The 13917-nt window shown below is 61.7% G+C and carries 11 protein-coding genes; 1 reads left to right on the top strand and 10 read right to left on the bottom strand.

Annotated elements, in window-relative coordinates; translation table 11 throughout:
- Positions 1 to 2: 2 nt before the first annotated feature.
- The 5 genes from A4A58_RS18135 to A4A58_RS18115 form a co-directional block, all read right to left on the bottom strand.
- Positions 3 to 1034 carry a branched-chain amino acid ABC transporter permease gene (locus A4A58_RS18135; RefSeq protein WP_068734620.1) on the bottom strand — a complete coding sequence of 344 codons (1032 nt, stop codon included), beginning with the start codon at positions 1032 to 1034 and terminating at the stop codon, positions 3 to 5.
- Positions 1035 to 1105: 71 nt separating this feature from the next.
- Positions 1106 to 2326: a substrate-binding protein gene (locus A4A58_RS18130; RefSeq protein WP_068734619.1), complete on the bottom strand. Its 1221-nt coding sequence runs from the start codon at positions 2324 to 2326 to the stop codon at positions 1106 to 1108.
- Between the two features lie 4 nt (positions 2327 to 2330).
- A complete protein-coding gene (locus A4A58_RS18125) occupies positions 2331 to 3188 on the bottom strand; it encodes a branched-chain amino acid ABC transporter permease (RefSeq protein WP_068734618.1) in 858 nt (285 codons plus the stop codon).
- Between the two features lie 35 nt (positions 3189 to 3223).
- Positions 3224 to 4738 carry an amidase gene (locus A4A58_RS18120; protein WP_068734617.1) on the bottom strand — a complete coding sequence of 505 codons (1515 nt, stop codon included), beginning with the start codon at positions 4736 to 4738 and terminating at the stop codon, positions 3224 to 3226.
- A 169-nt stretch (positions 4739 to 4907) separates the two neighbouring features.
- Positions 4908 to 6089, bottom strand: a complete 1182-nt coding sequence (locus A4A58_RS18115; RefSeq protein WP_068734615.1) for a substrate-binding domain-containing protein — start codon at positions 6087 to 6089, stop codon at positions 4908 to 4910.
- Positions 6090 to 6205: 116 nt separating this feature from the next.
- Between A4A58_RS18115 and A4A58_RS18110 the strand changes: the two genes are divergently transcribed.
- Complete coding sequence (locus A4A58_RS18110; protein WP_081421939.1) at positions 6206 to 6700, top strand: MarR family winged helix-turn-helix transcriptional regulator; 495 nt, start codon at positions 6206 to 6208, stop codon at positions 6698 to 6700.
- A 25-nt stretch (positions 6701 to 6725) separates the two neighbouring features.
- Here the strand turns inward: A4A58_RS18110 and A4A58_RS18105 are convergent, their stop codons facing one another.
- The 5 genes from A4A58_RS18105 to A4A58_RS18085 form a co-directional block, all read right to left on the bottom strand.
- A complete protein-coding gene (locus tag A4A58_RS18105) occupies positions 6726 to 7112 on the bottom strand; it encodes a RidA family protein (RefSeq protein WP_068734612.1) in 387 nt (128 codons plus the stop codon).
- Positions 7113 to 7130: 18 nt separating this feature from the next.
- Positions 7131 to 9491 (bottom strand): acetamidase/formamidase family protein, encoded by a 2361-nt coding sequence (locus A4A58_RS18100; protein ID WP_068734610.1) that lies wholly within the window; start codon positions 9489 to 9491, stop codon positions 7131 to 7133.
- 128 nt (positions 9492 to 9619) lie between these two features.
- Positions 9620 to 10861: an acetamidase/formamidase family protein gene (locus A4A58_RS18095; RefSeq protein ID WP_068735338.1), complete on the bottom strand. Its 1242-nt coding sequence runs from the start codon at positions 10859 to 10861 to the stop codon at positions 9620 to 9622.
- A gap of 45 nt (positions 10862 to 10906) precedes the next feature.
- Positions 10907 to 12517, bottom strand: a complete 1611-nt coding sequence (locus A4A58_RS18090) for an amino acid ABC transporter permease/ATP-binding protein (RefSeq protein ID WP_068734608.1) — start codon at positions 12515 to 12517, stop codon at positions 10907 to 10909.
- A gap of 51 nt (positions 12518 to 12568) precedes the next feature.
- Positions 12569 to 13435 carry an ABC transporter substrate-binding protein gene (locus A4A58_RS18085; RefSeq protein ID WP_068735336.1) on the bottom strand — a complete coding sequence of 289 codons (867 nt, stop codon included), beginning with the start codon at positions 13433 to 13435 and terminating at the stop codon, positions 12569 to 12571.
- Positions 13436 to 13917: the final 482 nt, after the last annotated feature.

Genomic DNA, 13917 nt, shown 5'->3' with positions numbered 1-13917 from the left:
GACTATCGCTTCCCCGGACGGCCGAAGCTGCCGACGCGCTCGCGCTCTGACAACAACAGGCTGACCAGTCCTGCGGGCCGGAACAGGATGACCAGCAGCAGCAATACGCCAAGAATGATCGGCCAGATGTCCTGATAGCTGTTCGACAGCCAGAAGCTGACGGCCTCAATGACGACCGTGCCGATCACGGCGCCTATCAGTGTGCCGGAGCCGCCGAACAGCACATAGAGCACCACCTGGGTGGAAATCACGACGCCCAGCATGTTGGGCCAGACGAAGCCTTCGTGGAACGCATAGAGGCTGCCGGCGAGCCCGGCGATGGCGCCACTGAGCGAGAAGATGATCGCCTTGAGGTGCTGCACCTTGTAGCCAAAGAAGGCGATGCGCTGTTCGTTCTCGCGCAGGCCGGCCAGCGCGAGGCCGAATTGCGAGCGCATCAGGAAACGACAGAGCAGATAGACCACGATCAGAAAGCCGATGGCCGTGTAGTAATAGGCAGGTCCCTCTGTGAGCTCATAGCTGCCGATTGTCATCGGCGGAATCGAGGGAATGCCGTTCTGGCCGCCGAGATAATACCACCCCCGCGCCAGGCGATCGCAGGCATAGGAGCCGGTCAGCGTGCCCAGGGCCACGAAAATCACGCTGGCGGGATGGCGACCAAGCAGCAGAAAGCCGCCGAGCAGCAGGGCGAAGGCGAAGCCGATCAGCACTCCCGCAGGCAACACCAGCAGCATCGAGGTAATGCCGAGATCGCGCGCCAGCAGCGCCACGCCATACCCGGCAGAGCCGAAGAACACGGCCTGGCCGAAACTCATGATGCCGGCATGGCCCCAGACCAGGTCGAATGACAGCGCGAACAGGCAGAGGATCAGCACGCGCGTGGCATAGACGGTGAGATAGTCCTGCAGCACCAGCGGCAGCAGCAGGCCGATGACCAGCACTGCGATCTCGATCATCGGCAGCACGCGCCATTGGCGCGATGCGCTGATGCCTCGCGTCAGAGATACGGCAGAGAGTGGCGTCGTCTCGGTCATCAGGTCGCCGGCATGAGAGAAAGAGAAGCGGGAGTGATATCGGTCACTCCCGTGAGGTTAGAACTATCGGCTCAGCATTCCTTGGGATCGACGAGACCGGCGCTGCGCGCGACGACCTCATATTTGCCGCCCTTGGCCACCGCCGTATACATCTTCATCTTGCAGTGCCGCTGACCGGGGACCATCTCGGCCGGGCCGCCCGGGCCTTCGGCGATCTTGGCATGGTCTAGCGCCTTGGCAACTGCATCACGATCGACACTGCCGGCTTCCTTGACGGCCGCCTCCCACAGTTTCAGGCCGCGATAGGTGCCGGTCGCGGCGCTGCCAGCCGCGAACAGGAAATTGCCCGGAAACTGTTTTTCGTAGGCAGCCTGGAGTTTGGCGCTGAACGGATCTTCCGGCGTCAGCGCCTTGAAGTAATCGAGGCAGCTCGCGAGGCCCTCGATCTCGGCCGGCTGATTGATGCTCAGCGTGTTCTCGTCATAGTAGACGCAGGCGAGCCGCCCGCCATTCTTGAGGAAGCCCGCTTCGGAGAGCTGCTTGAAGAACGGCCCGACACCTGGCGGAATGACGGTGTTGAAGACGACATCGACCTTGTTCGAAATGATGCGGTTCACTGTCGACGAAAAATCGATCTGGTCGAGCGGATAGTACTCCTCGAACACGACCTCGCCGCCATTGGCCTCGATCACCTTGCGCGCATAGACGTTTAACGTATGCGGCCAGACGTAATTGGCACTGGGCAGCGCAAATTTCTTGCCGCCATTCTTGATCAGCCAGGGAATGAATTCATCGCATTGCTGCGCCGGGGTCGGCCCGGTGCAGAACAGATAGGGCGTGCATTCCTTGCCTTCATAGAGTTGCGGATAGATATAGAGCGTCTTCCCGCGGGAGACGATGACGTCCTTGATGGCGTTACGCATCGACGAGGTGATACCGCCGATGACCAGATCGACCTTCTCGCGCTGGATCAGCTTACGCACATTGCCGACCGCGACGGATTCATTGGACGCAGTGTCCTCGATATACAGTTCCAGCGGCCGGCCAAGCAGACCGCCGGCATCGTTGATGTCCTTGATCACCATCCTGGCCACATTGGCGTCAGCATTGCCGGCATAGCCCATCGGCCCGGTCAGATCGGTACCGACACCGACCTTGATCGGTCCGGCTGCCGCGTTGGCCCAGCCTGCGGGGATGACCCAGCTGCCGACACCGGTGGCGATGGCCGTCGAAGCAAAGGCGAAGTTGCCGAGAAAGCGGCGGCGGCTGAGATTGTTGGCGTCACGTGACATCGGACTAAACCCCTTTTCCTGCAACAAGGCCCTGCGGCCGGAATTTGATGAAGATGATGGCGAGCACGAATACGGCGACATCGGCGATAACGGGCGAGATGACCCAGGGCAGCGCCGCACTCAGCGTGCCGATCAGGCCTGCGCCAGCGACCGGGCCGGCAAAGGAGCCGATGCCACCGACCATGACAGCGACGAAGCCCTGAATCAGAAAGCGGATGCCGAGATCGGCGAACAGCGTGAACACCGGCACGATCAGCGCGCCAGCCAGACCTGCGAGCGCGGCACCAAAGGCGAAGGTTGCGCCATAGATTGCGTTGGTCGAAATGCCGGAGGCCCGCGCCAGCGCCGGGTTCTCCAGCGAAGCGCGGATGCGCAGGCCGAACGCGGTGCGCGCCAGAAGCAGATAGCTCCCTGCCATCACCAGCGCGGTGATCACGATGATCACCAGACGCCAGGTTGAGAAATGCATGCCGCCGATGGTCACCGAACCGCCGACCGGCTCCGGTACCGAGAGATACAGCCCGCCGATCAGGCCACGCACGATCTCGCGGATGATCAACCCAAGCGCATAGGTGCCGAGCATGGCGACGATCGGCGCGGCATAGAATCGCCGGACGATGAGGCGTTCCAGCACGAAGCCTAACGCGCCGACGACAAATGGCGCCGCAATCATACCGAGCCACACCGGCAAACCCGCGGTGTGAACAATGTAGGTGACATAGGCCCCGAGTAGAACGAACTCGCCCTGCGCGAAATTGAAGATGCCCATCATGCTGGCGATGATCCCCAGCCCCAGCACGACCAGCACGACGATCGCCCCGAAACTGGCGATCTCGAAGACCGCCATGATCAGATTATCCATGCGTGATCACCGATCCTCGCTTCTGCATGGATGCCTCACATCGACTTCCAGTCGCCGCACTGCTCGAAGGCGTGCGCGGCGCGATAGATGGTCATCTCGTCGAAATGCTTGCCAACCAGCATCAGTCCGACGGGCAGACCATCAACCATGCCGCAGGGGATCGACATCGCCGGATGATGCGAAATGTCGAAGGGCGAGGTGTTGGAGATCATTTCGAAGGCGCGGCCGACGACTTCTTCACGCGGCGCGCCGGGCGCCGGCAGCGGCGTTGCCTTCATCGGCGTGGTCGGCATCAGCAACAGATCATAGCTCGCCAGCGCCTTGTCATAGGCAGCCGTGACGCGACGCGAGATGTTCAGTGCCTTGCCGTAAAAACGAGGGCCGAAATTATTGTTGATATAGGTGCCGAACAGCAGCAGCAGCTTGGTGGTTTCGGACAGCGAGTCCGCCTGCCCGCGCCAGCCACGATGGGCGTCCATCAGCGAGGTCGAATAGAGATCGGACCGGCTGAGGCCATAGCCGTCGCCCACCATCATGGTCTGGGTCATGCCTTCGGTGCCGATTGGGGTCCAGACCGCCGCCGCGGTGAGATGCATCGGGATCGAGATCGTCTCCACGGTCGCGCCGAGATCGGCGAAACGCTTGGCGGCTTCGCGAACGCTGCGATTGACCGCGTCCTCGGCGCCGAGCTGCTCGAAGCCTTCCTTGACGATGGCGATCTTCATGCCCTTGACGCCGACGCCAAGTGCCTTGGTGTATTCCGGCACTTCCGGCGACTTGATCCGCGGATCATAGCCGTCATCGCCGGCAAGCACTTCCAGCAGCAGCGCATTGTCGGCGACGTTGGATGTCATCGGGCCGGTGTGATCGACGAATATCTCGATCGGCATAATGCCTGTATAAGGCACCAGACCCCAGGTCGGCTTCATGCCATAGGTGCCCGAGAAGGACGACGGCATGCGGATCGAGCCACCCTGATCGCCGCCGATTGCCATGTCGACTTCGCCAAGCGCCACGACAACGGCACTGCCGGACGACGACCCGCCGGCGGAATAGCCCATCTTGTGCGGGTTATGCACGTTGCCCGTCGAATTGGTGTGGCTGCCGCCGGACATGCAGAAGGATTCGCAATGCACCTTGCCCATGATCTCGGCGCCCGCGTCCAGCATGCGCGTGACGATGGTGGCGTCGAAATCCGGCACATAGCCTTCCAGCGTGGAGGAGCCGTTCATCATCGGCACGCCGGCCAGCATGATGTTGTCCTTCAGCGCGACGGTCTTGCCCTTGAGCTTGCCGCTGGGCGCACCCTTCACCACCGACTTGCGATACCAGGCGTTGCGCGTGTTCTCTTCCGGCGCGGGCCGATAGCCAGGCGTACGCGGATATTTCACCTCGGGCACTTCGTCGGGCATCGCCGCCACGACGTTGTAGGCATCGACCGATCCCTGCATCAGCGCCCGGAACGAGGTGACGTCCTCATCGGACAGCGCGAGGCCGCACTGGTCGGCGACGGCGAGGAGTTGATCGGGAGTGGGAAGTGAAACGGCCACGATGATTTCTCCTGATATCCACGATGCAACCGGCGCGGCATTTCTTCGGGATGCCCACGCCGTCAAGGCGACGACGGTGTCGCCTTTCGCGCATCATTAGAAAGAGAAATATTTTCCTTTTCAAGTATTATTTTTCGGGATCGTCCCGATCGGGTCATCTGCGACTGACCTAGAATGTCCGGATGAGCCTGAAATCCAGACCGTCTGCTTCGGCAAGATAGATCGGCATTTTCGCCCGCCCGCCGCGCATGCTGATCTCACCGCGGGCGCCGTGATAGGCCACGCTGGACGCCGCGTTCAGCATCGGCCGGACGTCGAATGAGCCCGCCTTGGTCGCCACGGATTCGAGAAACCGAAGCCCCTCGTAGTTCGACTGCGCGACCGATCCCGGCACAGGCGCACAGCGTCCGAACGATGCTTCATATTGCGCACGGAATGCATCATTCGCCGCCGACGCACGGTCGACGAAATAGCCCGATGCACAATAGAGCCCCTCGGAGCTATCCGCGCCCATGCCGAGCAGCAGCGTTTCATCCATGGCCCCCGCCAGTCGGAGAACCTTCGACGAGAGACCATGTTCAGCGAAGGCACGGTTAAACACGATGCTGTCGGTGCCGATCAGCGAGATGACCACGACGTCCGGCTTGGCGGCCCGGATACGGGCGATCTGGGCATCGTGATTCTGCTCGCCAAGCGCAACGAATTCCTCACCGACCACGCGCCCTCCGGCGCCGGCGATGTATGTCTTGGTGGCCTTGTGGGCCAGCCACGGCCAAACGTAATCGCTGCCGATCAGATACCAGCGCGCCGCTTTCTTTTCACTCGCCAGCCATTCGATGGCCGGGCGTGACTGATCGCGCGGCGTCTCGCCGATCGCCATCACGCCAGGCGTGCGTTCTCCGCCTTCATAGACAGGCGTGTAGATATAGGGCACGCGCCCGGCAATCACCTTGCGCAGCGCGACGCGGACCGCGCTGATATGCGAGCCCATGATGACATCGACATCACCAGCCGCGATCATGTCGGCTGCCGTGCGGACAACGCCATCGATATCGCCGCCGGCGTCATGAAACACCGGCTCGATCTCGCGCCCAAGAATGCCGCCGCGCCGATTGATCTCCGAAGCCGCGAGCATCATGCTATTGGTGCCCGCCAGGCCCCAGATCCCGGCCGGGCCGGACAAGCCGATAAAATTGACGACGCGCAGCTTTTCGCGATTGCGACGCCGCGGAAACAGATCGGGACGTGCAATCGCGTCACGGCCTCCCCCGCTGTCCTGAAAGCCCTTCAGCAACCAAGGCGCCGGCATCGGCAGCGCACCGGTCGTTGCAATCTGCAGTGATGAGAGCATGTCGCTCTCCTTTCGACGTTGTCAGCGGCGGTGCGGCATCAATTTATCGACAGTAAAATCGTGCGAAAGAAAATATCGTAGAGGAAAATATTGAATATTCAACAATTCCCGTGCATATGGATCAGGCAAAGTCGCCTAATATTCATCACCTCTTCCAGCAAAGTTTCCCAACCGTGGCCAGAACGCCGAGCACGCCCATCACCGAACACCTCGCTTATCTGCTGGCGCAGGCGAACCGGGAGATTAATCGCCAGCTCGATGCGCGCTTCAAGAAGGAAGGCGTGCCGGTCGAGCAGTGGCGCATTCTGAAAGTGCTGTCCGACGGCAAGGGCCACTCCATGGGCGACCTCGCCGATGCGGTTCTGCTGAATCATCCGACCCTTACCAAGATGGTCGATCGCATGGTGTCTGATGCGCTGGTCTACCGGGTGCAGGACCCCGACGACCGCCGCAAGGTGGTGATGTTCATTTCCGACCGCGGCAAGACACTGACCCAGCGGCTGAACTCGCTGGCGCTGAGCCAGGAAGCCCATATCGCCGAGAACTACGGCAACAAGGCAACGGCCGACCTGAAGCGCCTGCTGGAAAGCCTGATCGAAAAGGCGAACTAGGTTTTCCATCTCTTTGCACCGACCATTATGTGGGCCGTCGACAAACCAGGTCGATTTCGATCAGAGCGTCATAAGCGAGGCCCGTGACGCCGACACAGGTCCGCGCCGGCAGGCGATCCGGCGGAAAATAGCTGCGATAGGTTTCGTTCATCGCCACGTAGTCGCGCTTGAACTCGGTGAGATAGATCCGGGTCATGGTGATGTGCTCGAAGCCCAGCTCGAGCCCCTTGAGCACCACGCGCAGATTTTCCATCACCGCTTCGGTCTGTGCCACGATGCCATCGGGCAGCACGCCCGGCATTGCCGGCGTGTCTGGCATCTGCCCGGTGACGAACACGAAGCCATCGGTCTCCACAGCATGGCTGAACGGCGCGACCGGCTTCGGCCCGCCGGAGATCATGTGAAATTGCAACAGCGCGTCTCCTGGACCTTATGATTTTGACGTGTGGTCGAACACCCGCTTGCTCAGAATGGCATGGACGCCCCAATTGCCATCGACGACCTGCGTCACGCCAAAGTCGACCGCGACTGACATCAACGCGATCGCTTCGTCTTCGGTGAGACCTTTGATGTTCATCAGGAAACGCCGCATCTTGCGAAAGGCGTCCTTCATCGCGAGATCGAGCGACGAGGTCGCGTAGACCTCGCTCTGCCCCTTGGCGCCGAATTCAGCGAGATAGTTCGGATGGCTGAAGCCCATCAACACCCAGTCACTCTCGGTCTCGATCAGCGGATAAGTGAGATCGGCGAACGCCTGGCCGGCGAGATTGCCCTTCTTGTGCAAGATCACCTCGAAGGTTCCGGTCATCGAACATTCGATCGCCGTGCCGCCGAGTTCGCCGTCGCCCTGCGCGGCATGGGGATCGCCGACCGACAGCAATGCGCCGGGCACCGACACCGGTAGATAGACCGTCGATCCCTTGCCGAGCCGCCAATTGTCGAGATTACCGCCAAAATAGGCTGGCGGCACTGAATCGACGAGATCGGCCTCGCGCGGCGCTACGGCAATGACACCGAAATGCGGGCGCAGCGGAATGCGAATGCCGTCGAGCACGTCATGCCGACGCCGCACCGAGGCCGGCGTAATCGGAATGCCAGGATAGTCGTAGGTATTGTGCACGGTGCCGAACGGATCGGTCTGCGGCTCCCAGCGATACGAATAGAGCGCGCGCGCATACGGCACGTCGTCGTGATCGAGAATTTCGTAGATCGTCACCGCCTCGCGCGCATTCTGCTCGGCGAGAAATTCCTTGTAGTGATAGCCCCACCACGCCGCGACGCTACTGCCGAAAACCTGACCGTCGAAATCCGGATTTCGACTGGCGCGCGGCACGATGTCGAGGATGCGGATTTCAAGCACGTCGCCGGGCTGCGCGTCCCTGATCGCCACCGGCCCGGTGCAAATGTGAACGCCAAAGCCCTCGCCCGCACCGCGGCCATAGATCGAGGCGTCCATCGGACCGGCCCCGCGGCGATCGACATTCTTCTGATCGCGCGTCCAGCGGAACACGCTCTCAGCGCCGATATCGCCCTTGATCATCCGCTCGGGATCGTCGGATGCGTGCTGCGTCAGTGTTTCGATGGTGATCGTGTCGCCGGAATTGATCTCGATCTGCGGCGGCAACGAGCGGCTGAAATAGCCCCAGTGCACGCGAGATGCATCGGCGGCGAGATGATGGTGCCGCTGATTCTTCGAAGCATCCGCGATGCCGTGCGTGATCGTCTCGGCCGGCTCCGGCTTCGCAATCTTCCCCGCGGTCGACGGCCCGTGCTGGCTGCGCAACTGCGCCAGCGCTTCCTGCGGCCAGCCGCGTTGTCCCGCCGCCATCGCCGACGCCGTCAAGCGCTCAGCTTCATTCTGGCGGAATTCGCGCGGCGACAGGCCGAAGCGGTGACGGAACGTGCGACTGAAATGCGCGGAGTCATTGAAGCCAGCACGAAAGGCAATCTCGGAAATCGAGTGATGCGCCTCGGACGGATTCGACAGATCGGCCCAGGTGCGCTGCAGCCGGCGTTCGCGCAGGTAATGCGTAAAGCTGCTGCCGGTGCCTTCGAACAGTTTCTGCAGATAACGTTCGGAGATGCCCTCGGCCTGCGCCACCTTGGCCGGCGTCAGATCCGCATCGTCGAGGCGTCGCTCGATGGTCTGGCACAGCCGATGCAAGGTCGCAGCCTTGGTCGCCGTGCCGCTGTTGAGATCAGCCGTCGGCTCGGCCAATTGGCGTGTAAAGGTCGGCAACAGATCGGCAAGACTTTGTGCGATCGCCAACCATTCGGCATCGGACAATGTTTCGAGGTTGCGGGCTGCCTGTTCCATCATACGCGCGAACACATCGCCGAAGCCGCCGGGGCCTACGATCTGGACATCGGCGATGGCAGGTGCACTGGCGCGGCGGCTGTGCAGCGGATCGGACGTCACCGAGAGCACCACCGCGCGCATGTCGCGCTGGAATGCGACGCTCCAGTCCCCTTTGCGCGGCAGCAACAGCAGATGCCCGACGGCGACGATCTGATGTCCGGCGACTGTCTTCAGGCCGACACCGTCCTCTAGCGGCAGCAACACCAGGGGATGGTCGCTGGCCAGATCCGACAGCGGCGAGATCGCCTGTGCGCCGGCAGATAATTTGGCCAGTGCAATACCTTCGAAGGTGCGACGAACTGCGGTGGCGTGGCCGTGATGCGTGGTCGTCGCAGCCGTCGGCTGCAGGCCAATCGAACTCAGGACGTCGCGCCATGCTTCGGGGCGGTCGTCTTCAGAGTAGGATTCACTGGTGAACGGACGGAGGCTCATGCATCGACCTTCATAGCCGAAGCGAAGCAACCTCCGTGCCATCCCGAAGGACGCAGCGCCCTGCCCTGCAACCTCCCCAATCACCGCGCCACCATCCTCATAGCCGAATTCAGTGCAATTTCATCCGCTTAGTCGCAGCGGAAGACGTTCTTGCGGATTGTGCCATGGACGCCCCAATTGGCATCGACCACTTGCGTCACCCCGAAATCCGCACCGACCGACATCAGCGAGATCGCCTCATCTTCACTCATCTTGTGCACCGTCATCAGGAAACGCCTGAGCTTGCGGAACGCATCGCGCATAGCCCGATCGAGGCTGGAATGATTGGCGACGTCGAGCTGCGCATTGGCGCCGAGTTCGGCGAGATAATTCGGGAAGGTGAAGCCGTAGACCGACCAGGCATCGGCGGTTTCCAGCATCGGATGCGTCAGGCCTTCGAGGGGCGTACCGCCGAGGTCGCGATGCTTGTGCAGGATGAACTCGAAATCGCCGGTCAGCGAGGTCTCGATGGCCGTGCCGCCGAGCTCGCTGTCGCCCTGCGCGGCATGAGGATCGCCGACCGAGAAGAACGCGCCGGGCACCGCCACGGGATAGAACATCTTGGCGCCCTTGCCGACCCGCCAGTCGTCGATATTGCCGCCGGTGTAGCTCGGCGGGATCGACGACACGAAATCCTCCTCGGATGGCGCGAGGCCCATGGTGCCGAAATGCAGCCGTGCCGGCACCCTGACGTTGGGAAGAATGTTTTCGCGTTTCCTGATGGTCGCGTGATCGACGCACACGCCGGGATAATCGATGGTCGGATGCAGGATGCCATCGGGATCGGTCTGCGGCATCCAGACATAATTATAGACTGCCTTGGCAAACGGCTCGCCCGATGTATCGAGCTCGAAGATCGTCACGACCTCGCGCGGCTTCGGTTCCTCGATCAGGTCGTGATAGTGGAAGCCCCAATTCGCGGCGACGTTGGAGCCGAAGCACTTGCCGGCATAACAGGCCTTGCAGGCCGGCCGCGGGCGCACGTCAAGAATACGCACTTCCAGTACATCGCCCGGCTCCGCGCCTTCGATCGCCACCGGCCCGGTGAGCAGATGCACGCCGACGCCTTCGCCTGAGCCGCGGATGAACGGACCTTCCGTCGGGCCAGAGCCGCGGCGGACGACGGCCTTGTGCTCGCGGGTCCATTTGAACACGCTCTCGGCGCCGGGATCGCCTTCGATCATGCGCTCGTAATCGTCATTGGCATGATGCGTCAGCGTTTCGATGGTAGCACGGTCGCCCGACTTCAGCGTCAGCGCGGGCGTGACCACTTTGCTGAAATAGCCCCAGTGAACGGTCTTCGGCGACACCGGAAGAAGATGATGCTTCATGCTGAGGCCCTCATAGACATTGAACAAACTTGCGACGCGTAACGATCACGAGACTTCCGCCTCCATCGCATTGAGGAAACGCTGCGCGACGGGATTGCGCGGATTGGTCAGGACTTCACTGGCTGGGCCTTCCTCGATGATCGCGCCTCCGGCGAGCAGCACCACACGGTCGGCCACTTCGCTGGCAAAGCGGAGCTGATGCGTCGAGATGATCATGGTCAGACCGTCCTCGACGGCGAGCCTGCGGATCACTTCGAGCACTTCATTGACCAGTTCGGGATCGAGCGCTGAAGTCGGCTCGTCCAGCAACAGCACGCTTGGATTGGGCGCGATGGCCCGGGCGATGGCAACGCGCTGTTGCTGGCCGCCGGACAGATGCCGCGGCAGCGCATCGGCGCGGTGGCTGAGACCGACGCGCGCCAGGAGTTCATCGGCACGGCGCTCGGCATCGGCGCGCGCCACGCCGTGCACCCAGCGCAGCGGGCCAGCGATGTTCTCCTTGGCCGTGAGGTGGCCGAACAGGTTGAACTGCTGGAACACCATGCCAACGCCGACCTCGGCGCGGGCATTCGCGAGCAAACGCGGCGACAGCGGCTTGCCATGCGCGTTGAAGCCGAGCTGGCGGCCGGCGACCTTGATAGCGCCGCCGTTCCACAGTTCGAGATTGTTGATACAGCGGAGCAGCGTGCTCTTGCCGGAGCCACTTGGTCCGAGCAGCGCGATCACTTCACCGATCCTGACTGTGATGTCGACGCCGTCAAGCACCACGTTCCTGTCGTAGCTCTTGCGGAGATCGGAGACCTCGACGGCGACATTGTTGCGCGCCAGCATCTCGGCGCGTTTGATGGGATCGCCGCGTTCTGGCCGCATCCGCGGCGGCGGTAATTCCGCAATGCCGCCGTCGGGCAGGATTTCCGGCGGCATGTCGACCTGCGGCGCCAGCGGATCGTCGCTGCCAGGCGCGCGATACCACGGCATGAAGCGCATGAACTGGTTCTGCCTGGTCGTGCGATCGAGGTCGAACTTCCATTCCAGAAGCAGTTGGATGCCGGCGATCGCCGCTGTGAGCAGCAGATAGATCAGACCCGACGCGAAGAAGATCGAGAAGAAATCGAAGGTCGAGGACGCCAGCTGGGTCGAGCGCAGCGTCAGCTCCTGCACGGCGATGACGGAGGCCAGCGACGAGTTCTTCAGCGCGCTGACCGCTTCGTTGCCGAAAGCGGGGATCATCGACCGGATCGCCTGCGGCGCGATGATCCGGCGCATCAGGACGCCCGGGGTCATGCCGAGCGCCTGGCCGGCCACCACCTGACCGCGATCGACACCCAGTACGCCGGAGCGCAGCATCTCGGCGATGAACGGCGCTTCGTTGCAAGCCAGCGCCAGACCGGCGGCGAGAATGGCGGGAAGCTTGATGCCGATCTGCGGCAGGGCGTTATAGGCAAACACCATCTGCAGGATCAGCGGGGTGCCGCGAAAGATCACGGCATAGACCCGGGCGAAGGATGCCAGCGGCTTGAACCTGCTGAGTTGCATCCATGCCAGGATCAGGCCGAGGATCAGCCCGCCGCACAGACCGAGGGCGGTGACCTGCAAGGTCGCCTGGATGCCCTCGATCATATACGGCATGCTGAGATAGTGGAGGAACAGCTCCATGGAGGCAGAAAGCCCTTACGTAAGAGTGATCCTTGCTTGCGGGCGGGGGCGTTACTTCACCGTTAGCAGGCCGGGCTCCATCAGGTTTTCCGGATCGAGTTTCCACTTCTTCAGCAGTGCGAGCTGATCACCGGACTTGTAGATCTCGGTGAGTGCGGCCTTCACCGCATCGCGGAACTTGGACTTGTCCTTCGGCACGGCGATGCCGACCTGATAGGGGATCGTCACCGCAACCGCCTTCTCGAGCTTGTCCGGATAGGCCTTCACCGCGTTGTCGACGGTGTTGACGTCGTTGATATAGGTATCAGCGCGGCCGGCAAGGATCGCCTGGATGCAGTTGGCATTGTTGTCATAGAGCTGGATGGTCGGCTCCGCCTTGCCTTCCTTCTTGCATTCCGGCCCCAACGCCTGAATCAGCGGCACTTCGACATAGCCGGTGTTTTCCGCCGCAGCCGTGCCGCACAGCGAGGTGTTGATACCGGTGATCTTCTTGGGATTACCCTTGGCGACCAGCACGCCGTCGAACACCTTGGAATAGGTGATGAAGTCGGCCGCCTTGGCGCGCTCCTCGGTGGCATAGATGTCGGAAATCACGATGTCGGCCTGGCCCGATGCCAGCGTGGTCAGCAAGGCCGCGAAGGTCACAGCCTTGTAGGTCAGCTTGAAGCCAAGGCATTCGCCGATCTGCTCACCGAGATCGATATCGAAACCGATATATTTGTTGGGATCCTTGGGATCGATCGATTCATAGCCCGGTGTATGCGGATTAATGGCGTTGACGAGTGTCTTGCCTTTCCAGTCCGGATATTTCGCCTGCAACTCGGCGCAAGCCACCGGCACGGCAGCCTGCGCGGACATCGGAACAAAGGTACCAACCGCCAATAGCGCGCCCACTGCCGCCGCGCGCCATCCAATCATCGCGCCCGTTTCAGGCCAAAGCCTACGGATGTCAGCAAAATGCAACTTGACCATTCGATCGCTCCTTCGACGTTGTCATGGCCTAACCATGTTCCTAACCTCGAAGAAGCCTATGCCCCCCTGCGCGCAGAAAGCTTGTCCCGGGACGTACAATAATTTGGATCGTCCGCTCCCACGGTTTAGGCAGAGCTGCCACATTAATGGGCGACGGCAGGGCTCTTACCAAACAGATCTTATTTGCCGAATGTCGGCTGCGCGCCAGAAGCGGCGTCGAGCCATCGGCTCCGCCGTGTACATCGATAGGTCAGATGTAAAGATGATCGGTGGCACTCGCGCGCACAAAAACGACCAGCGACCACTGTGTGGTTGCATTGGCTTCTGCAATTCACGATGAGAAATGCACCGGCAAAAACGCCCTTTGGCTGCCGCGCAACTTGGCACTTTTGAAAATCAGAAGCATCGTTCTCAAAACCGATAATTTA

Source organism: Tardiphaga robiniae (genome assembly GCF_001618955.1).
Classification (GTDB): Bacteria; Pseudomonadota; Alphaproteobacteria; order Rhizobiales; family Xanthobacteraceae; genus Tardiphaga; species Tardiphaga robiniae_A.
This window is presented reverse-complemented; position numbering and strand designations above follow the sequence as displayed.

Bases quoted from the DNA above. Each gene is read 5' to 3' on its own strand.
- A4A58_RS18135 (WP_068734620.1), bottom strand. From the start codon at position 1,034: ATGACCGAGACGACGCCACTCTCTGCCGTATCTCTGACGCGAGGCATC.
- A4A58_RS18130 (WP_068734619.1), bottom strand. From the start codon at position 2,326: ATGTCACGTGACGCCAACAATCTCAGCCGCCGCCGCTTTCTCGGCAAC.
- A4A58_RS18125 (WP_068734618.1), bottom strand. From the start codon at position 3,188: ATGGATAATCTGATCATGGCGGTCTTCGAGATCGCCAGTTTCGGGGCG.
- A4A58_RS18115 (WP_068734615.1), bottom strand. From the start codon at position 6,089: ATGCTCTCATCACTGCAGATTGCAACGACCGGTGCGCTGCCGATGCCG.
- A4A58_RS18110 (WP_081421939.1), top strand. From the start codon at position 6,206: ATGGATCAGGCAAAGTCGCCTAATATTCATCACCTCTTCCAGCAAAGT.
- A4A58_RS18100 (WP_068734610.1), bottom strand. From the start codon at position 9,491: ATGAGCCTCCGTCCGTTCACCAGTGAATCCTACTCTGAAGACGACCGC.
- A4A58_RS18095 (WP_068735338.1), bottom strand. From the start codon at position 10,861: ATGAAGCATCATCTTCTTCCGGTGTCGCCGAAGACCGTTCACTGGGGC.
- A4A58_RS18090 (WP_068734608.1), bottom strand. From the start codon at position 12,517: ATGGAGCTGTTCCTCCACTATCTCAGCATGCCGTATATGATCGAGGGC.
- A4A58_RS18085 (WP_068735336.1), bottom strand. From the start codon at position 13,435: ATGATTGGATGGCGCGCGGCGGCAGTGGGCGCGCTATTGGCGGTTGGT.